General features: G+C 72.7%; 1 protein-coding gene. It reads right to left on the bottom strand.

Features of this window, described 5'->3' with window-relative positions; translation table 11 throughout:
* Positions 1 to 41 precede the first annotated feature (41 nt).
* Complete coding sequence (locus tag QH470_RS36665; RefSeq protein ID WP_280276997.1) at positions 42 to 22625, bottom strand: non-ribosomal peptide synthase/polyketide synthase; 22584 nt, start codon at positions 22623 to 22625, stop codon at positions 42 to 44.
* Positions 22626 to 22686 lie beyond the last annotated feature (61 nt).

The following is a 22686-nucleotide window of genomic DNA, read 5'->3' as shown; positions in this document are numbered from 1 at the left end:
GGCTACCGGTAATTCCTCGGCATCCCGGGTATCGAGCCTAATCACCGAAGATCAGTGGCGGCCGTTCGGTCCGTCCCAATCGCCGCTCTCGCTCTCGCCGTTGGGCCGCTGGTAGCCCGAGCCCTCCTGGTCGCCGGGGGTCTGTAGACGTGCAGGAGGGGGGGGTCCGGGCTGGCCGCGCGGACCGCGGTTAACGCGCCGGCGCGCACCTCCTCGCCGCCGGTCCACACCTCGCGGGTGCCGGCGAGCGACTCGGGCGCGGTGTCGGCCAGCAGGTTGAACAGCGCGGTGGTCAGGAACAGCGCGGTCACACCGGTTGTGGTGAGGGTCTCGGCGAGGGTGCCGGGGTCGAGCTGTCCCGGTGGCGCCACCACGATCTCGCCGCCGGACAGCAGCGGCACCCAGGTCTCGTAGGTGGTGGCGTCGAACGCGGTCGCCGAGTGCAGCAGCACCCGCCGGTGCGCGCCGCCGCGCCAGCGCCGGTCCGCGGCGAGCGCGGTGATGTCGCGATGGGTGGTCATGACGCCCTTCGGGCGGCCCGTCGACCCGGACGTGTACATCAGGTACGCCAGCCCGTCGGGGTGGATCGTGCCGCCCGGATCGGCGTCCGGGCCGCTGTCGAGATCCACGGTGTCGAGCAGGATGCGGTCGATGTCGCTGTCGCCCACCACGTCCGCGGTCGCGGTGTCGGTCACGATCATCCGCGGCCCGGCGTCGGCGAGCAGATATCCGGTGCGCTCGCTCGGATAGCTCGGGTCGATGGGCACGTACGCCCCACCGGCCTTCAGCACCGCCAGTTCGGCGACGATCAGCCGCGCCGAGCGCGGCAGCGCCACCACGACCCGCGACTCCGGTCCCACACCGGCGCGCGACAGGACCCGGGCCAGGCGGCTGGCGCGGGCGTCGAGTTGCCGGTAGGTGAGCCGGGCGTCGGCGGCGGTCACCGCGATCGCGTCCGGCGTCGCCGCGACCTGCCGCGAGAACTGGTGCGGCACCGAGGCTGCCGGCAGCGGCAGCGTGGTGTCGTTCCACGCGTGCAGCACCCGATCCCGTTCGCCGGACTCCAGCAGCTCGTAGCGGTCGATCGGCCGTGCCGGGTCGGCGGTGACCAGGTCGAGCAGCCGCGCGAACCGCCGCGCGATCGTCTCGACGGTGGCGCGGTCGTACAGATCGGTCGCGTACTCGATGGCCCCGGCGATCGCGGGGGCGTCGTCGCCGGGTTGCTCGCCGAGTTCGAAGAACAGGTCGAACTTGGCGGTCCCGGTCGGCGCGGGCAGCGGGGTCAGCCGCAGATCCGGGAACTCGACCTCGGGAACGGTGTTGTTCTGCCAGGCGAAACACACCTGGAAGATCGGGTGGTAGGCGGTGGAGCGGTTCGGGTTCAGCAGTTCCACGAGGCGCTCGAACGGCGCGTCCTGGTTCTCGTAGGCGGCCAGCGCGTGGTCGCGAGTCCGGTCCAGCACCTCGTCGAATGCCGGTGCGGCCGAGAGGTTCACGCGCAGCACCCAGGTGTTGACGAAGAAGCCGACCAGGTCGGTGAGCGCCTCGTCGGTGCGGCCGGCGATCGGGTTGCCGATCGCGACGTCGTCCCCGGCGCCGAGGCCGCGCAGCAGCACCGCGAGCGCGGCCTGCAACACCATCGACACAGTCGCGTGCCGGCGGCGCGCGAGTGCGGCCACCGCCGCGTAGGTGTCGGGCCCGATCGTCACGGGCACCCGGTCGCCGCGGTGGCTCGCGACCGCGGGCCGCGGCCGATCCGTCGGCAGCGCAACGCATTCCGGCACTCCGGCCAGCCGGTGCCGCCAGTAGGCGAACTGGGTGGACAGCAGGCTGTCGGGATCGGTCTCCGCGCCGAGTGCCCGATGCTGCCACAGGGTGTAGTCGGCGTACTGCACCGGCAGCGGCGTCCACCGCGGGGCCAGGCCCGCACTCCGCGCGGCGTAGGCGGTCGTGATGTCGCGCACCAGCGGCGCCGACGACCAGCCGTCACCGGCGATGTGATGCACCACCAGCACCAGGACGTGCTCGTCCGGCGCGCAGCGGAACAGCCCGGCCCGCACGGGAATCTCGCGGGCGAGGTCGAACCGGTATCCGGCGGCCGCGGCCACCGCGCCCGCCACCTCGGCCGGGGCGACGTCCACCACCGGCACCTCCAGCGCGAGTCCGTCCAGCGGCAGGATCCGCTGATACGCCACACCGTTGTCGGTGCCGAAGATCGTCCGCAGGCTCTCGTGCCGGCCCACCACGTCGGCGCAGGCGGCCGCGATCGCGGCGGTGTCGAGCGCGCCGGTGATGCGGACCGCGACCGGCATGTTGTAGGTCGCGGACGGTCCCTCGAAACGGTGGATGAACCACAGCCGGGACTGCGCGTAGGACAACGGGATTCGCTCCGGCCGCGGCTGGGCCGTCAGCGGCACCCGCACCGCGTCGGCGCGCGCCACGATCGGCGCCAGCCCGGCCACGGTCGGGTGGGCGAAGACCTGCCGGATCTCGACCTCCACACCCAGTTCGGTGCGGATCCGGCTGAGCAGCTTGGTCGCCAGCAGCGAGTGCCCGCCCAGGTCGAAGAAGCTGGTGTCCGCGCCGACCTCCGGCACGTCCAGGATGTCGGCGAAGATCCGCGCCAGCGCCTGTTCCAGCGGGGTTTCCGGAGCGCGCCGGTGCCCGGTGTCGAAGACCGGCGCGGGCAGCGCGGCGCGGTCGAGTTTGCCGACCGGAGTGACCGGTACCTCGTCGAGGACGGTCACCGCGGCGGGCACCATGAACGCGGGCAGTTGCTCGGCCACCGCGCGCCGCAGCGCGGCCGCGTCGATCGTGCGGCCCGCCGCGGGCAGCACGTAGGACACCACGGATTCGTCGCCGCCGGGGGTGACATGCTTTGTGGTGACGGCGAATTCGACCTCCTCGTGGGCGGTCAGCGCGGCATCGACCTCGCCGGTCTCGACGCGGAACCCGCGGATCTTGACCTGGAAGTCGCTGCGCCCCAGGTATTCCAGCTCGCCGTGCGCGTGCCAGCGGACGATGTCGCCGGTGCGGTACATGCGGCGGCCCGGGGTGAACGGGTCGGCGACGAAGCGCTGCGCGGTGAGATCTGGACGCCCGTGATAGCCGCGGGCGGTCTGCGCCCCAGCCAGATACAGCTCTCCGTCGACGCCGATCGGCACCGGGCGCAGGCGCGCGTCCAGCACATAGGCCGCGGTGTTCCACACCGGCGACCCGATCGGCACGACGTGCCCTGTCTCGCCGGTCAGCGCCGACGCGGTGGCGTGCACGGTGTACTCGGTCGGCCCGTACAGGTTGTGCACCTGCGCGTTCGGCAGTGCGGCCCGCACCCGGTCGAGCGTGCGCGGCGGCAACTGCTCCCCGGCGGCCAGGATCGCCCGCAGCGATCCGCACCGGCCCGCGTCGAGGTGCTCGGTGAACACCGTCAGCATCGAGGGGACGAACGACACCATCGTCACCGCGTGCGCGTCGATCGTCCGGATCAGGTAGCCGGGGTCGCGATGGCCGTCCGGCGCGGCCACGACCAGGCGGGCGCCACTGATCAACGGGCACAGCAGTTCCCACACCGACACGTCGAAGGTCAGCGGCGTCTTCAGCAGCACGGTGTCGGCGGCCGACAGCCCGAACCGATCGGCCAGCCACAGCACCTGGTTGACCATCGACGCGTGGGTGACGGTAACGCCCTTGGGTTCTCCGGTCGAGCCGGAGGTATAGACGACGTCGGCGGTATTGCCCGGGCGCAGCGGGGCGCTCCGGTCGGCGTCGGTCACCTCGGCGCCGGACCCGGTGGCGTCGGCCGGATCGAACACGGCGCGATCGGCCGGGACGGGCAGATCGCGGCGTCCGAGCACACACACGGGGTCGGCCGCCGACAGGACGCGGGCGATGCGCTCGGCGGGATGGTCCGGGTCGATCGGGACGTACCCGGCCCCCGAGGTCAGCACCGCGAGCACCGATACCACGAGGTCCACCGAGCGCGGCACGGCGACGGCGACGAGGGTTTCCGGTCCGGCGCCGCGCCGGATCAGCGTGCGCGCCAGGCGATTCACCCGCCGTGCCAGTTCGGCGTAGGTCAGCGTCTCGCTACCGTCGGTGAGCGCGACGGCCGCCAGTGTGCGCGATGCCTGGGCCTCGAACAGCGACACCAGGGTGGCGTCGGGATCCATCGGCGCCGCGGTGTCGTTGAACCGTTCCAGCACGACGGCCCGCTCGTCGGCGTCGATCGCGGTGATGTCGTCGGTCCGGACGCCTGGGTCGGCGACCAGTTCTTCCAGCACCAGCAGCAGTCGCCGGGCCAGTTCTTCCACCCGGTCCGCGGTGAAAGCCGCTGGGAGGTACTGGAATCGGGCCCGCAGCCGCGCTCCGGTGTGCACGATCAGCGACAGCGGGTAGTGCGGCGAGTCGTTGGACCGCACGCCGTTCAGGCGTAGTCCGTCGATCGCCGCGGCGTGCGCGGCCAGGCCGTCCTGGTCGACGGGGTAGGACTCGAACACGGTGAGGGTGTCGAACAGGGTCGCCGTGCCCGCGGCCCGCGCGATATCGGTGAGCCCCAGCTGATGATGTTCGAGCAGCGCCGCCTGTTCTGCCTGCACGCGGTCGAGGAGTTCGGCGGCGGTCTCTCCCGGCTCCAGGCGGACCCGGACCGGGACGGTGTTGATGAACAACCCGACCATCGTCTCGATATCACGCACCTGCGGTGGCCGGCCCGACACCGTCGCGCCGAACACCACGTCGTGGCGGCCCGTGAGCCGCGACAGCAGCAGCGCCCACGCCACCTGGATCACGGTGTTGACCGTAATGCCCAGCCGCGCCGCGAGTTCCGAGAGCCCGGCGGTGGCTTCGGCGGTGAGATCGACCTCGAGCTCCGCGACGCGGGCCGCCAGTTCGCGGTGGTTCTCGCGAGGCGCCAGCAGGGTCGGCTCCGCGCCGTCCAGCGCCGCGGCCCAGGCCCGCCGGGACGCGTCCGGGTCCTGGCGTCCCAGCCACGCCAGGTAGGTGCGGTAGGAGGCGACGGGGCCGAGCAGCGCCGCGTCACCGCCGACCGCATAGGCGACCAGCAGGTCGCGCAGCACCAGCGGCATCGACCAACCGTCCAGCAGCACATGGTGATACGACACCACCAGCGCGAATTCGCCGTCGGCGACGGTGACGAGGGTGAACCGCAGCAGCGGTGGCGCGGCGAGATCGAAGGTCTCGGCCTGATCCTGTGCGAGCCAGGCGGTCAGGGCTTCGTCGCGGGCCGCGCCGCGCAGATCGACCTCCCGCCACGGCACCGTGACGTCGTCGACCACGACCTGTACGGCGTCGCCGCCCGCGGTGGAGACGAACGCCACCCGCAGGTTCGGGTAGCGGTCGAGGACCGCTTGGGCGCACCGCCGCAGCCGGTCGGCGTCGACCCGGCCGGACAGGGTCAGCACCAGCTGCACCGCGTACACGTCGACCGAATCCTGCGCCAGCAGAGCGTGATACAGCAGTCCCTGCTGCAGCGGCGCGAGCGGCCAGGCATCGGCGATCGCCGGATAGCGGCGCTCCCACCGGTCCACGTCGCGCTGTTCGGCCCGCACCAGCGCGAAGTCCGACGGGGTGTGGCCGCCCGCGCCCGCCCGTACGTGCGCGGCCAGCGCCGACAGCGCCGTCGTCCACAGGTCGGCGAGTTCGGCCACGTCGTCGCGGGACAGGAGACCGGCGGGGAAGGCGAAGCTGCCCCGCAGGACGGCGCCGTCCGGGCCGTCGGCGACGAGCGCGTTGATGTCGAGCACCCGGTTGGCCGGCGTGTCGGCGTCGACGGCGACCGCGGAGAGGTCGGTCTCGGCGGACGGCAGCCACCCGTCCGCGGTGCCCGGCGCGATCTCGCCGCCGGTGCGGCCGAGGTAGTTGAAGCTGATCTGGGCGCGGTCGAGATCGGCCAGCGCCGGTGCGGTCGCTTCGTTGAGGTAGCGCAGCAGTCCGAAGCCGATGCCCTTGTCCGGCACGGCCAGCAGTTGCTCCTTGACCGCCTTGATCGCCGCGGTGAGTTCCGTGCCACCGGCCACCGCCGCGTCGGCGTCGATTCCGTTGAGCCGCAACCGAACCGGGTAGGCGCTGGTGAACCAGCCGACGGTGCGGGACAGGTCGGCGCCGTCGGCGATCGACTCCTCGCGGCCGTGGCCTTCCAGTTGCACCAGGGTGTCGGTCTCGGTCACGCCGCGGCGGGCGCGCCAGACCGTGACCGCCAGCGCCAGCGCCGCCAGCAGGCCGTCGTTGACGCCGCCGTGGAAGGCGCCCGGAATCTCGGTGAGCAGGGCGTCGGTCACCTCGGCGGGCACGGTGACCCGGACCTGCTCGACCGTTGCCGCCACGTCGACAGCCGGGTCGAGGGGCCGCGCACCCAGCAGAGGATCCGGGCCGTCCAGCACCCGCTCCCACCACGCCGCTTCGGCCGTCCGACCGGGCCGATGCGCCTCGTCCCGCAGCCCATGCGCCCAGCGCCGCATCGAGGTACCCACCGCCGGGAGCACGGGCGGCTGCCCCGCCGACACCTGCGCCCACGCGGACATCAAGTCGGGCACCAGAATTCGCCACGACACCCCGTCCACAACGAGATGGTGCGCCACCACCAGCAACCGCCCCGCCCGCTCCACACCACGATCCACCCACACGAACCGAACCACCCGGCCCGCACCTGGATCCAGCCAACCCACCGCCGCGTCCGCCGCGGCCATCACCGCCGCATCACCGAAATCATCCACTTCGACGCGCTCGATCAGCGCCTCGACATCAATCGCCCCCAGCGCCGCCACCTCGACCCGCCAGTCCCCCGCGGCAGCGTTCACCGACTCCGGTGCGGTGACGGCGGGGTGGTCTTCGCTGGCGGGGAGGAGGCGGGCGCGGAGCATGTCGTGGTGGTTGATCAGCGCCGTGAGAGTTGTTGTGAGGCTGGGGCGGTCGATGCCCGCCGGGAGGTCGAGGGCCAGGGATTGGTGGAAGCGGCGGAATTCGCCGCCGCGCTCGACCATCCAGCGGTGGATGGGCAGGAGTGGTAGTTCGCCGACTCCGCCGCCGGGCAGTTCGGCCAGCCGGTCGGGGGCCGTCGCGCCGTCGGTGGCGACGGCCGCGAGCGCGGCTACGGCCTTGTGCTCGAACACATCTCGCGGGGAGAAGACCAGACCGCGCGCCTTGGCCCGCGCCACCAGCTGGATGGACATGATGCTGTCGCCGCCGAGAGCGAAGAAGCCGTCGTCTACCCCGACCCGGTCGCGCCCGAGCACCTCGGCGAACACCTCCGCCAGGGTGTGCTCGGCGGGAGTGCGCGGACTCCTGGTGATGTCCCCGGCGTCGAATACCGGCTCCGGCAAGGCTTTCCGGTCCAGCTTGCCCGACGGTGTCAGCGGCAGTGCGGCGAGCACCATGATCGTCGCGGGCACCAGGTGGACGGGCAGCCGCTCGGCGAGCGCCGCGCGGAGGGTCGCACCGTCCAGGGCGGCGTTCTCGGCCGCGACGGCGTAGCCCACCAGCTGGTCTCCGAGCGTATTGCCGCGGACCGCCACCGCCACCCGGGCGACGCCGGGCACAGCGAGCAACGCCGCCTCGATCTCACCCAGTTCGATGCGGAAACCGCGGACCTTGACCTGGAAGTCGCTGCGCCCCAGGTATTCCAGCTGACCGGCGGGAGTCCAGCGGGCCACATCGCCGGTACGGTACAGCCGGTCGCCCGGCGCGCCGTACGGGTCGGCGACGAACCGCTGCGCGGTCAGTCCGGGACGGCCCAGATAACCGCGGGCCAGCTGCGCCCCGGCCACATACAGATCCCCGGCGGCGCCGATGGGCGCCGGACGCAGGCGCCGGTCCAGCACCCGCACCGCCAGACCCGGCAGGCCGCGGCCGATCACACCGGTGGCGTGGCCGCGGACCAGCGCGGCGTCGAGCGCCTGGAAGGACACGTGCACCGAGGTCTCGGTGAAGCCGTACATGTTCACCAGCCGCGGCGCGGTGTCGCCGTGGTGGTCGTACCAGCGCGCCAGCTGCGTGAATTGCAGTGCCTCGCCGCCGAAGACGACGTGCCGCAGCGCCAGGTCCCCGGCGCCGGACTCGGCCGCCGCCCGGTCGGCCTCGATGAACTGATAGAACGCCGACGGCGTCTGATTGAGCACGGTGACCCGTTCGCGCCGCACGAGTTCACGGAACCGGTCCGGGGTGCGGGACGTGTCATAGTCGACCACCACGAGAGTGCCGCCGTAGGCCAGCGGCCCCCACAGCTCCCACACCGAGAAGTCGAACGCGGTGCTGTGGAACAGCGTCCAGACGTCGGTGTGGTCGAACCCGAAGTGCGGCTGCGCATTACCCAGCAGTTCCACGACATTGCGGTGGGTGACGACCACGCCCTTGGGGCGCCCGGTCGAGCCGGAGGTGTAGATGACGTACGCGGGATGCGTCGCGCGCAGCGGAGCCCGCCGGTCGTCGTCCGTGAGAGGCGCTGCGGCCGACGGTATTTCGAGCGTGTCGAGGTCGAGGCGGCGGAAGTCCGACGTCACCTCGGGCGCGATGTCGGAGGTGGTGAGGACGCAGACGGGCGCGGCGTCGGCCAGCGTGTAGGCGATGCGTTCGGCCGGATACGCCGGGTCCACCGGCACGTACGCGCCGCCGGCGGCGAGCACCGCCAGGATCGCGATCACCAGATCCTCCGATCGCGGCAGCAGCACGGCCACCAGCGCCTCGGGTCCCACACCCGCCCGCACCAGGGTGCGCGCCAGCCCGTTCACCCGGGCCGCGAGATCGCCGTAGGTGAGCGTGGTGTCACCGCACCGCACGGCGACCGCGTCCGGCCTCGCGGCGGCCTGCGTCTCGAACAGCGACGTCAAGGTGGCACCGGCGTCGACCGGGTGCGCGGGTTCGTGCCAGCCGTGCAGGACCGCGCCGCGTTCGGCGGAATCGAGCACATCGATATCGCGAACCGCCCGCGCCGCGTCGGCCAGGACGGCATCCAGCACCCGTTCCAGGCGCGACACGATCGCGGCCACCGAGGCCTCGTCGAGCAGTTCGGGCTGATACCCGGCAACCAGGTGCAGGCGCGAATCCTGTTGCGCGACAATGCTCAGCGGATAATGCGTGGAATCGTCGGCGTCGGTCGCGGTGACCTTCGCGCCGTCCACGCCGTCGGCGAGCCCGGCCAGCGCGGCGGTGTCGACGGGATAGGACTCGAAGACCAGCAGCGTGTCGAACAGCTCACCGACGCCGGCCGCGCTGTGGATGTCGGCCAGCCCCAGATGCTGATGCTCGAGCAGCGCGGCCTGTTCGGCCTGGACGCGCCGCAGCAGCGCCGCGACGCTCTCCTGTTCGTCCACCCGCACCCGGACCGGGACGGTGTTGATGAACAGTCCGACCATGGATTCCACGCCGGGCAGTGCGGGCGGTCGACCGGACACCGTGGCGCCGAACACGACTTCCGCGCGGTCGGTCAGGCGCGACAGCACGATCGCCCAGGCCGCCTGCAGGACGGTGTTGACGGTGACACCGTGCCGCGCGGCGAGTTCGCTCAGGCGAGCCGTGCGCGGCTCGTCCACTGCCCGACGGTATTTGCGGGGCACCGCGACAGGCCGGGCGTCGGCGGCCGCGGGCACCAGTATCGTCGGCTCCTCGACACCGGCCAGCGCCGCGCGCCAGGCCTCGGTGGCAGCCGCGCGATCCTGACGGCCGACCCAGTCGACGAAGGTGCGATACGGCCGCACCGGCGGCAGCGCCGCGGTGTCACCGCCGGTGGCGTACAGCACCAGCAGGTCGCGCACGAGCAGCGGCATCGACCAGCCGTCGAGCAGGATGTGGTGGTTGGTCAGCAGCAATTGCCAGCGCTGCCCGTCGAGCCGGATCAGGGTGGCCCGCAACAGGGGCGGCGCGGCCATGTCGAACGGCTGCCGCCGATCGTGGGCGCGTGCGGCCGCCGCGCGTTCGTCGCCGCCGGGCCCGGTGGCGTCGATCTCGGTCCACGGCAGTTCCACCGCGTCCGGGATCACCTGTACCGGGGTGCCCGCCGAGCCGGTGACGAACGCCGCCCGCAGGTTCGCGTGCCGGTCCAGTAGTGCGGCGGTGGCCGCACGCAGCCGTTGCGGGTCCACGTTGCCGGTCAGTTCGACGCGGGCCTGCGCCGTGTAGGCGTCCATCGCCGACCCGGCCAGCAGGGCATGGAACAGCAGGCCGGTCTGCAAGGGCGTCAGCGCCCACACGTCCAGGCCGGGATGGTCGGCCGCCCAGGCGTCGAGGTCGGATTGGGCCACCGCGACGGCGAAATCGGACGGCGTGTGACCGCCCGCCGACGGCTCGGCGGCGTGGGCGGCCAAGGCGGACAACGCCTGTACCCACAGCCGAGCCAGGTCGGTGACCTCCGGTGCGGACAGCACGCCCGCCGGGTAGGCGAGGGTGCCGCGTAGGTGTGTCGCGCCGTCGACATCGACGGCCATGACATTGATGTCGACAGCGCGGTCCACGGCCATATCGGCATCCGGCGCGGCGCGCAGGGCGCCGGGTGCGCCGATCGGCAGCCAGGCCGAATCCTGCGGCAGCTCACCGGTGTTCGTGCGGCCGAGGTAGTTGAACCCGATCCCGCCCGCGCGGTCGTGGGCGGCCAGGACGGGGCCGGTCTCGTCGTTGAGGTAGCGCAGCACGCCGTATCCGAGGCCGTTGTCCGGCACCGCGCGTAGATGTTCCTTCACCGCCTTGACGGCCTGCCCGATCGCGTCCCGCCCGGCGAGCGCGGCCTCGACGTCGAGGTCCCCGAGTTCCAGCCGGACCGGGTACGCGCTGGTCAGCCAGCCCACCGTGCGTGAAAGGGCGGCGCCGGGCACGACGGTCTCCTCCCGCCCGTGGCCCTCGAGCCGAACCAGCACCGCGGAGTCGCCGCCGCCGCGCCGAGCACGCCACACCCGGACCGCGACGGCCAGCGCCGCCAGCAGCGCGTCGTTCACGCCGCCGTGGAACGCCTGCGGCACGGTGGTGAGCACTGCCTCCGTGACCTCCGGCGGCACGTCCACCTCTACCTGTTCGAGGGTGGCGGCCACATCGACGGCCGGGTCCAGCGGACGCGCACCGATCTCCGGGTCGGGGCCGTCGAGAACCGCACGCCAGTACGGCAATTCACGCATTCGCCCGGGTCGCGTCGCGTCGTCGGCGAGGGCGTGCGCCCAGCGGCGCAGCGAGGTGCCGACCGGCGGCAGCGCCGGTTGCCGCCCGTCGGCGATCGCGGCCCACGCCGTGATCAGATCCGGCACCAGAATGCGCCAGGACACCCCGTCCATCGCCAAGTGGTGCACGACGACCAGCAGCCGTCCAGCACGGTCCGGGCCGAGATCGAGCCACACCAGGCGCAGCATGCCGCCGCGACGGGGCGCCAGCCGTCCGAGCGCCGAATCCAGTTCGCGAGTGAGAGTTTCGTCGATGTCCTCGCCGGATTCGGCAGGCAATTCGACATGATGCAGGAGGCTGTCCACATCGATCGCACCGGGCGGGGCCACGGTGAGCATCGCGGCGCGCACCGCATCGCCCGGCCCGGAGTCCAGCAGCCGCGTACGCAATGCGTCATGCCGGTCGACCACTGCCGCAAGGGTTTCGACCAGCCCGTCCCGATCGATGCCGAGCGGCAGGCGCAGTACCAGCCACTGGGCGAAGCGGTCGTACCCGCCGCCGCGCTCGATCAGCCAGTGGTGGATCGGCAGCAGCGGCAGCTCGCCCACACCGCCGCCCGGCAGCTCGGGCAGCGCCGCGGGCTCGTCGGGGGCGGTCGCGGCCACCCGTGCGAGCGCGGCAACGGTCTTGTGCTCGAACACATCCCGGGGCGTGATCGTTATCCCGCGTTCCCCCGCGCGGGCCGACAGCTGGATGGACATGATGCTGTCGCCGCCGAGGGCGAAGAAGTTGTCGTCCACACCGACCCGGTCGACGCCGAGCACCGCGGCGAACACCTCGGCGAGCCGCTGCTCCCGATCCGTCCGGGCCGCACGGAATTCCCGCGTGGCGAACACCGGTTCCGGCAGTGCGGCGCGGTCCAGCTTGCCCACCGGCGTGAGCGGCAGCGCGTCGAGCACCGTGACCGAGGCGGGAACCATGACCGGGGGCAGCACGCCCGCCACGGCCTCCCGCAAGGCAGCGGGATCGAGCACGCGGCCGGGTGCGGGCAGCACGTACGAGACCAGCGACGTACCGCCGGCAGCGCCGGTGTGCCCGACCGTGACCGCGAACTCCACGCCGTCGAGCGCGGTGAGCGCCGCGTCAATCTCGCCCAGTTCGATCCGGACACCCCGCACCTTGACCTGGAAGTCGGTGCGGCCCACATACTCCAGTGCCCCGCCGCCGAGGCGACGCACCAGATCCCCGGTGCGATACAGCCGTCGCCCGTCCGTGGCAAACGGGTGCGCGACAAACCGCTCCGCAGTCTGCCCCGGACGCCCGTGGTAACCGCGCGCCACTTGCACCCCCGCCAGATACAACTCCCCCACGGTACCGTCGGGCACAGGATGCAGGTGCCCATCAAGCACATACGCCGCCCCGTTGTCCACCGGCATACCGATCGGCACAACCGTCGCGTCGGCCGAGGTGACAGTGGCCGCGGTCGCGTGGACGGTGAACTCGGTTGGCCCGTAGAGGTTGTGGATCTGTGCGGTGGGTAGGTGTGCCTGGGTGCGGGTGAGGGTGTGCGGGGGCAATGCCTCGCCTGCGGCCAGCACTGCGCGCAGCGAGGCGCAGGCTCCGGGCGGCAGACTGTCGGCGAAGGCCTCCAGCATCGATGGCACGAATGACACCAGGGTCACTCCGTGGTCCTCGATCACCGCCCGCAGGTACGCCGGATCCCGGTGGCCGTCCGGTTCGGCGACGACGAGGCGGGCGCCGGTGGTCAAGGCGCCGAACAGTTCCCAGACCGAGACGTCGAACGACAGCGGTGTCTTCAGCAGCACCACGTCGGTGTCGCCGAGACCGAGCCATTCCGTCACCCAGTGCACCTGATTGACGACCGCGGCGTGGCTGACCGTCACGCCCTTCGGCCGTCCGGTGGAGCCGGAGGTGTAGACGACGTACGCCGGGTTGGCCGGGCGCAGCGGACGAGTCCGCTCGGCGTCGGTGATCGGTTCGCCCGCACCGATTTCCGTCCCGTCCACGTGGAGCACGGGCAGATCGCCGGGCACGGGCACCGGCGCGGCGGGGTCGACGAGCACACAGGCGGGCGTCGCGTCGCTCAGCAGGTGCGCGATCCGCTCGGCCGGGTAGCCGGGGTCGACCGGCACGTACGCCGCGCCCGCGGTGAGGACCGCGAGGACGGCGACGACGAGTTCCGGCGAGCGCGGCAGCGCCACAGCCACTCGTTGCTCGGCGCCGATCCCCGCGTCGATCAGCTTGCGCGCCAATCGGTTCGATCGCTCGGACAGTTCGGCCGCGGTCAGCGTGCCGCCCGCACCGCACACCGCGACGGTGTCCGGCGCCGCCGCCAGCCGTTCGTGGACCATCGAGACCAAGGTCTGCCCGGCCGGCCGCGGACGCGGGGTCCCGTGTGCCCGGCGCAGCAGCGCCGCCTTCTCAACGGGGTCCAGGACATCGATGCGGCCGATCGGCGTCGCGGGATCGTCGGCGATCGCGGTGAGCAGCCGCACCAGCCGGTCCGCGAATCCGCGCACCCAGGTCTCGTCGAACACCGCGGGCTGGTACTGGAAGTGCGCGCGCAGCCGCTCACCGGTGAGCACCACCACCGACAGCGGATAGTGCGGGGCGTCGTTGGAGGTGACGTCGTCGATGGACAGTCCGTCGAGTGCGCGCGCCTGCTCGGACAGCCCGGCGCGATCGATCGGATACGACTCGAACACCGTCATCGTGTCGAACAGCGTCTGCGCCCCGACGCCGCGGGCAATATCGCTCAGCGCCACGTGATGGTGCTCCAGCAGCCGCGCCTGCTCGGCCTGCAGCCGCGTGAGCACGGCGCGCACCGGCTCCCCCGCCCGGAATCGCACCCGGACGGGCACGGTGTTGATGAACAGCCCGATCATCGATTCGACGCCGGTCACCTGGGGCGGGCGGCCGGACACCGTCGCACCGAACAGCACATCGTCGCGACCGGTGGAGCGGGACAACATGATTCCCCACGCGGCCTGCACGACGGTATTGACCGTGACACCCAACTCGGCGGCCAGTTCGGCCAGCCGCCGCGTCAGCCCGGCGGTGAGCGCGACCTCGACCTCGTCGATACGCGGCGCGGCGTCCGCGGCGGACGCCGGTGACGCGAGCAGGGTCGGCTCGGCTCCGGCGAGGGCTTCGGTCCACACGGCGAGCGACCGCGCGGTGTCGCGGCCGCCGAGCCACTCGAGGTAGCGGCGGTACGGCGGGACCGGGCCGAGCGCCGCCGGATCGCCGGTGGCGTAGGTGGTCAGCAGTTCCCGCAGCAGCAGCGGCAGCGACCAGCCGTCGAGCAGCACGTGGTGGTACGCGAGCACCAGACGGAAGTTGTTGTCGCCCAGCGTGATCAGGGTGAAGCGCAGCAGCGGGGCCTGGGCCGGGTCCAGACCCGCCGCGCGATCGGCGGCCAGCGTCGCCGACAGTTCGGCCTCGATATCGACGCCGCCGCCGAGATCGACGGTGCGCCAAGGGACTTCGATGCCGTCGGCGACCACCTGGACCACAGCGCCGTCGGGTCCGGTGGCGAAGGCGACGCGCAGGTTGGGATGCCGGTCGAGCACCGCCTGCGCGGCGCGGCGCATCCGCTCCGCGTCCACGCGTCCGGACAGCGCCAGCACCAGTTGCACCGTGTAGATGTCCACCGCGGCCTGGGCGAGGAACGCATGAAAGAGCAGGCCCGTCTGCAGCGGTGCCGCCGGCCAGACGTCGGTGAGGCGCGGGTAGCGCCGCTGCCAGTGGTCGATATCGGCCTGCGCCAGGGTGACCAGCGGGAAGTCCGACGGCGTGTGCCCGCCGCCGCCCGCGCGCACGTGGTCGGCCAGCGCCGTCAGTGCCCGCACCCACAGGTCCGCGATCTCGGCGACCGTACCGGCGTCGAGCAGCGTGTCCGGGTAGCCCAGGCTCGCGGTGAGGCGGCCGTCGACCACGACGGCGTTGATGTCGAGGACGGCCGCTGCGGGCATGTCCTGGTCGGCGCGGCGGGGCAGGGCGGCGAGGTCGCCGACAGGGGTCCAGCCGGCACCGCTCAGCGCGGCCGGGATGTCGGCCTCCGACATCCGTCCGAGGTAGTTGAAGCTGATCTGGCCGGGCAGTCCCGCGGGCAGCCGGTCGGCGGTGTCGGCGTTGAGGTATCGCAGCAGCCCGTAGCCGATGCCGTTGTCCGGCACGGTCCGCAACTGCTCCTTGACCGCCCGCACCGCGCCGTCCAGGGCAACGCCGCCCGACAGCGCGGCGCGCGCGTCGAGCCCGTCGAGGGACAGGCGCACCGGATAGGCCGAGGTGAACCAGCCGACCGTCCGCGACAGGTCGGCGCCGGGCGCCACGGACTCCTCGCGGCCGTGGCCCTCCAGCCGCAGCAGCAGCGACGGCTCGGCGGCGCCGCGACGCGCACGCCAGGCCGTCACCGCGACGGCGAGGGCGGCGATCAGCGCGTCGGCCGCGCCCGCGTGGAACGCGGCGGCCGCCGTGCCGAGGACGGCCTCGGTCAGGTCGGTCGGCAGTTCCACCTCGTGGCGGCGGACGCGGGCAGCCAGATCGATAGCAGGGTCGAGCTCCCGGTCACCGAGCAGCGGATCCGGCCCGTCGAGAACCGATGTCCAATAGGGCAATTCGGCGACGCGGCCCGGCGCGACCGCCTCCTCGGCGAGGGCGTGCGCCCAGCGCCGCAGCGAGGTGCCGACCGGCGCCGGGGACGGCTGCTGCCCGTCGCGCACCTGCGCCCAGGCCGCCATGAGGTCCGGGATCACGATGCGCCACGACACGCCGTCGATCACCAGATGGTGCGCGACCACGATCAACCGGCCCGGCCGACTCGGGCCGAGGTCGAGCCAGACCAGTTGCAGGACGACGCCCGCGGCCGGGTCCAGGCGGCCCACAGCGGCGTCGAATTCCGCTGCGGCGACTTCGGATTCGGTGTCGTCGGTGACCTCGACCCGGCGCACCAGCGCGTCCACGTCGACGGTGCCCGGCGCGGCGATATCGAGCGACCACCCCTCGGTAGTGTGCACCAGCCGACCGCGCAACGCGTCGTGCCGGTCCACCACGGCACCGACGGTAGCCACCAGCCCGGCGCGGTCGATCCCGGCGGGCAGCGCGAGCACCAGCGACTGCTCGAACCGGTCGAATCCGCCGCCGCGCTCGACCAGCCACCGGTGAATCGGGAGCAGCGGCGCGAATCCCACTCCGCCGCCGGGCAATTCGGGCAGTGCGGCGGCGTCGCCCGCGGCGGCATCGCGTGCGACCGAGGCCAATCCCGCCACCGTCTTCTGCTCGAACACGTCCCGGGTCGAGAACGCCAGCCCGCGTTCCCTGGCGCGAGCGACCAGTTGCAGGGACATGATGCTGTCGCCGCCGAGGGCGAAGAAGCTGTCGTCGGCCCCCACCCGATCGACCCCGAGCACCTGGGCGAACACCTCGGCCAGCGTGCGTTCGGCCCCGGTCACGGCGTCGCGGGTCGATCCGCTCTCGAGGACCGGTTGTGGCAGCGCGTCGCGGTCGAGTTTGCCCGCGGCGGTCACGGGCAGTTCGGGCACGACCACGATCGCCGCGGGCACCATGTAGTCCGGCAGCAACCCGGCCGCGTCCCGGCGCAGCGCGGCCGTGTCGATCGAAATACCTTCGGCGGCAACGATGTAGGAGACGAGCAGCGCGTTACCCGACGGTGCGGTGCGGCCCACGGTGACCGCCGTGTCGACGCCCGGGAAGCCGGTCAGGACGGCGTCGATCTCACCCGGTTCGATGCGCAGCCCGCGCACCTTCACCTGGGAATCGCCGCGGCCCAGGTATTCCAGGGCACGGCCCGCGGTCCAGCGGACGATATCGCCGGTGCGGTACATCCGGCTGCCGGGCGGCCCGTACGGATTCGCCACGAAGCGGGCAGCGCTCAGCCCCGCCCGCCGGTGGTAGCCGCGGGCCAGCGACTCGCCCGCCAGATACAGCTCGCCCCCGACGCCCTCCGGCACCGGGCGCAAGGCATCGTCGAGCACCAGCGACGTCGTGCCGCGGATCGGCGCGCCGATGGTGATCGGGCCCGACGGAGCCAGCGGCCCACTGATATTCGTCGCGATCGTGGTTTCGGTGGGACCGTACGCGTTGTACAGCCCGCGGCCCGGGGCCCACCGTTCGACCAGCGCCGACGAGCACGCCTCGCCGCCGACGATCACCGTGCCGAAATCGTCCAGCCCGGCCGGATCGAGGGACGCCAGCACGGACGGGGTGAGGAAGGCATGGGTGACCTGCTGGTCGAGCAGCAGCCGCCGCAATTCCTCGCCGCCGTACACGGCCGGGGGCGAGATCACCAGGGTCGCGGACGCGCCGATCGCCAGCAGCAGTTCCAGTATCGAGGCGTCGAAGCTGGGCGAGGCGCAGTGCAGCACCCGTGAATTCGGCCGCACCGCATAGCGTTCCCGCTGCTCGGCGAGGAAGTTCGCGAGCCCGCCGTGCTCGACGACGACACCCTTCGGGCGACCGGTGGAGCCGGAGGTGTAGATCACGTAAGCCGGATGCGACGGGGACAGCGGACGCACCCGTTCGGCCGGGCCGATCGGGCCGGACGGCAGTGCGTCCAGGTCCGACTCCACCGCCGGATCGTCCAGTACCAGCCACTCCACGGTGGCGGGCAATGCGGAACCGGTGACAGTCAGCCCGAGGCGCGCGCCGCAGTCGTCCAGCAGGTACGCGATCCGGTCGGGCGGATAGGCCGGATCGACCGGGACGAAGGCCGCGCCCGACCGCGCGATCGCCCACACCGCGACCAGCGAGTCGATCGACCGGCGCAGCCCGACCGCCACCAGTTCCTCCGGGCCCAGACCGCGCCGGATCAGCAAGCGCGCCAGGCGGTTCGACCGCTCCGACAGCTGCCGATAGGTGAGTTCCCGGCCCTCGCACACCACGGCCACGCCGTCCGGGTTCGCCGCGACCGCCGCGTCCAGCAGTTCCGCCAGCGGCCGCGCCGGTTCCGCGGGCCGGCCGTGACGGGTCAGCAGATCGACCCGTTCCGGGCCGGTCAGGATATCGACCTCGGCCACGCTCGCCGCGCTGGCGAGCCCGTCCAGCACCCGGTCGAACCGCTCGGCGAGCGCGGCGACGGTGTCGGCGTCGAATGCCTCCGGCTGATAGCCGACGCGGAAACGCAGCCGCGAATCCAGTTGCGCCACAATGGTCAGCGGGTAGTGGGCGGCGTCGTCCACCGCGGCCGCGGTCATCGACATGCCGTCGATGTCGGTCGCGAGGCGAGCGATCGCCGCGGTGTCCATCGGGTAGGACTCGAACACCAGCAGGGTGTCGAACAGCGCGGGCAATCCGGTCACCGCCTGGATCTCGGCCAGACCGGCGTGATGGTGCTCGAGCAGCGCCGCCTGCTCGTCCTGTACGCGGCGCAGCAGCGCGGCCACCGGCTCCCCCGGAGTGGTCCGCACCCGCACCGGAACGGTGTTGATGAGCAGGCCGACCATTTCCTCGACGCCCGCCAGTTGCGGCGGACGGCCGGAGACGGTCGCGCCGAACACCACATCGCGGCGCGCGGTGGAACGGGACAGCACGATGCCCCACGCCGCCTGCAGGATCGTGTTCAGCGTGACGCCGTGCCGGGCCGCCAGCTCCACCAGGTGGGCGGTGCGCTGCTCGTCGCGCTCGAACAGGTGGTTGCGCGGCCGGGTGGACGCGGCGGCGCCGCTGTCCCGCGGCGCCAGCAGTGTCGGTTCGGACACGCCCGACAGCGCCTGCCGCCAGGCTCGCACGGAGGCCGAACGGTCCTGGCGGGCAAGCCATTCCAGGAAGTCGCGGAACGACGGGGCCGGGCCGTCCACCCGTCCCGCGTAGAGCAGCAGCAGGTCGCGCACGAGCAGCGGCATCGACCAGCCGTCCAGCAGGATGTGATGGTTGGTCAGCAGCAGCCGCCACCGGTCGTCGGCGACCCGCACCAGCGTGAACCGCAGCAGCGGCGGCACCGCGGTGTCGAACGGCGTCGCGCGCTGCACAGCGGCGAGCCGGTCGAGGTCGGCTTCTGCGGTCTCGCCGCGCACGTCCATCACGGTGAACGGCACCGCGACCGGGTCGCAGACGAGCTGCACCGCCGCCTCCCCCGAGGTGGCGAACGCGACCCGCAGATTCGGATGCCGGTCCAGCAGCGCCTGCGCGGCGGCGCGCAGCCGATCGGGATCGACCGCGCCTTCCAGCGTCAGGGACAGTTGCGCGGTGTAGGCGTCGGCCGTCCGGCCGGACAGCATGGCGTGGAACAGCAGACCGGTCTGCAACGGCGACAGCGGCCACACGTCCGCGGGCCGATACCGCGACTCCCATTCGTCGATCTCGTGCTGCCGCACGCTGATCAGGTCGAAGTCCGAAGGCGTGTGCCCGCCCGCGCCCGGCGCGCCCGCGTGTGCGGCCAGCGCCGACAAGGCCTGCTCCCACAGCCGCGCGAGGTCCCGCACGTCGTCGGCCGACAGAATGCCGGTGGGGTAGCCGAACGACGCCCGCAGGGTCTCGCCCGCGTCGCCGTCGGTGACGATCGCGGTGATGTCGACGACGCCGGTCGCCGGGGCGTCGTCGTTGTCCCCGGCCGTCGCGGTGCCGAGGTCCGTGGTCGGCAGCCACCCGAGTTCGGTTGCCGCATCGGCTCTCTCGCCGAGTACGGTGCGGCCGAGGTAGTTGAACGAGAGCTGCGGCGCACCGGTCGAGCCGACGTCCGCGGCGGCCGAGCGGAGCAGTCCGTAGCCGAGTCCGTTGCCGGGCACGGCGAGCAGCTGTTCCTTGACCGCCTTGATCGCGGCGCCCGCGGCCGCGCCACCGGTCAGCGCCTGTTCGGCATCGATCGTGCCGAGCCGTAGCCGAATTGGATAGGCGGTGGTGAACCAGCCGACCGTGCGGGACACATCGGCGCCCGGCACCGCGGTCTCTTCGCGGCCGTGGCCCTCCAACTGGACGAGCGTGTCCTCGGCGCGCACTCCGTGCCGCGCCCGCCACGCCGTGACCGCCACCGCGAGCGCCGCCAGCAGGCCGTCGTGCACGCCGCCGTGGAACGCCCCGGGCACGGTGGTGGTCAGCGCCGCGGTCACCTCCGGACCGACGGTGAGGTCGATGTGGTCGACGGTCGCGGCGACGTCGACCGCCGGATCGAGGGCGCGCGCGCCCAGCAGCGGATCCGGCCCGCTCAGTACGCCGGCCCAGTAGTCGGATTCGTCCGGCCCCGGGGTGATCTCGGCCAGCGCGTGCGCCCAGCGCCGCATCGAGGTGCCCACCGGCGCCAGCACGGGCCGCTGTCCCGCCGACACCTGCGCCCACGCGGACATCAAGTCGGGCACCAGGATTCGCCACGAGACACCGTCGACGGCCAAGTGGTGTGCCACCACGATCAACCAGCCGGCCGCGTCGGGGCCATCGTCGAGCCACACCAGTCGCAGCACCTGCCCCGTCGCCGGGTCCAGGCGTGCGGCCGCCGCGGCACGCTCCCGTTCGGCCGCCGCGCGGGCGCCGTCCGGTCCGTCCACGGGCACACGGTGCAGCAGCGCGGCGACATCGACCGAACCCTGATCGCCGACCAGGATCCGTGGCCCCTCGGCGGTGTCGATCAGCCGCGAACGCAACATGTCGTGGTGGTCCACCACGGCCGCAACGGTTTTCACGAGCCCGTCCCGGTCGATGCCGGCCGGCAGCCGCAGCGCCAGAGACTGGTGGAACCGGTCGAAACCGCCGCCGCGAGCGAGCATCCAGCGCACGATCGGCGTCGGTGGCATCGTCCCGACACCGCCACCGGGGAGCTCGTCGAGCGCGGCGATCTCCTCGTCACCGGCCCGGCGCGCGATCGCCGCCAGCGCGGCGACGGTACGCCGCTGGAAGACCTCGCGCGGGGTGAAGACCACGCCCCGCGCCTTCGCGCGCGCCACCAGCTGGATCGACATGATGCTGTCGCCGCCGAGCGCGAAGAAGCTGTCGTCCACACCGACCTGCGCCACCCCGAGCACCCCGGCAAACACCTCGGCCAGCGTCGCCTCGACGCCGGAAACCGGTGCGCGCCACTCACTGTCACCGCCGAAGGTGTGATCGGGCAGCGCGGCCCGGTCCAGCTTGCCCGTGGGCGAGAGCGGCATCCGGTCCACGGTGACGATGGCGGCGGGCACCATGTACTCCGGCAGCCGCTGCGCCAGGGCAGCGGTCAGCACGATGGTGTCGAGTTCGTGCTCCGGTTCGGCGACCACATAGGACACCAGGGCCTCCGCGCCCGCCGCGGTGGGCCGGTTGACCGTGACCGCGGCGGCGACGCCGTCCTGCGCTTCCAGGGTCGCGTCGATCTCGCCCAGTTCGATGCGCAGGCCGCGCACCTTCACCTGGAAGTCGGTGCGCCCCAGGTATTCCAGTTCGCCGGTGGCCGTCCGCCGGACCAGGTCACCGGTCCGGTACAGGCGGGCGCCCGGTACGCCGTACGGGTCGGCGACGAAACGCTGCGCGGTCAGGTCCGGACGGCCCAGGTACCCCCGCGCCAGCGACGGGCCGGACACGTAGAGTTCACCCGCGACGCCCACCGGCACCGGGCGCAGCCAGCCGTCGAGCACGACGACGCCGACGCCCGGGATGGCGCGCCCCATCGTGATCGGGTCCGACGCCCGCATCGGCGCGGACGCCGTGGTCCAGATCGTCGCCTCCGTGGGTCCGTAGAGATTGAACATCTCCCGCCCCGGGCTCCAGATGCGCACGATCCGTTCGGGGCACGCCTCCCCCGCGACCGCGACCACCCGCAGGTCCTCGAGACCGCCGGGTGTCATGGTCGCCAGGACCGTCGGCGTGACGACGATGTGCGTGACCCGCTGCGCGCGCAGCAGCCCGGCCAGCGCGTCGCCGCCGTAGCTGTCCTCCGGCGCGACGACGAGCGTCGCGCCGGACCCGAACGCCATCAGCAGCTCGAACACCGACGCGTCGAAACTCGTTGACGCCGTGTGCAATACGCGCGAGGCCGCGGTGACACCGAACCCGCGGCGCTGCTCATCGATCAGGTTCGCCAGCCCGGCGTGACTCAGCACGACGGCCTTCGGGCGGCCCGTCGATCCGGAGGTGAAGATGACATAGGCCGGGTGCTCGGCCCGCACCGGCGCGATCCGCTCGGCATCGGTGATCGGCTCGGCACTCGGCCGGGCGACCTCGGTCACCGGCTCGTCCAGCAACAGCCAATCCACCGAATCCGGCAGGCGCGCGGCGTGTTCGGTGACGGTCAGGCCGTACCGCGCGCCCGACGCCGCGGCCATGTAGGCGATCCGCTCGCGCGGGTGCGCCGGGTCCATCGGCACGAACGCCGCACCGGTACGCGCCACCGCCCACACCGCGACCACCGACTCCACCGATCGGGGCAACGCCACCGCCACCAGCGACTCCGGTCCCACCCCGCGCGAAATCAGCAGGCGGGCAAGCCGGTTCGCGCGCGCGTCGAGGTCGCGATAGGTGAGCGCGGTCTCGCCCAGGACGAGCGCGGTCGACTCCGGCGCCCGCGCCCCGCCCCGGTCGAACACCACCCCGCGCGGCGAGACGGTGTGCAGGCCCCGCCGCGCGGGGAATTACATACCCCCCACGGCG

Source organism: Nocardia wallacei (assembly GCF_029868745.1).
GTDB classification, from domain to species: Bacteria; Actinomycetota; Actinomycetes; order Mycobacteriales; family Mycobacteriaceae; genus Nocardia; species Nocardia wallacei_B.
The sequence above is the reverse complement of the archived record's forward strand: the minus strand, read 5'-3'. Positions and strand labels throughout refer to the sequence as shown.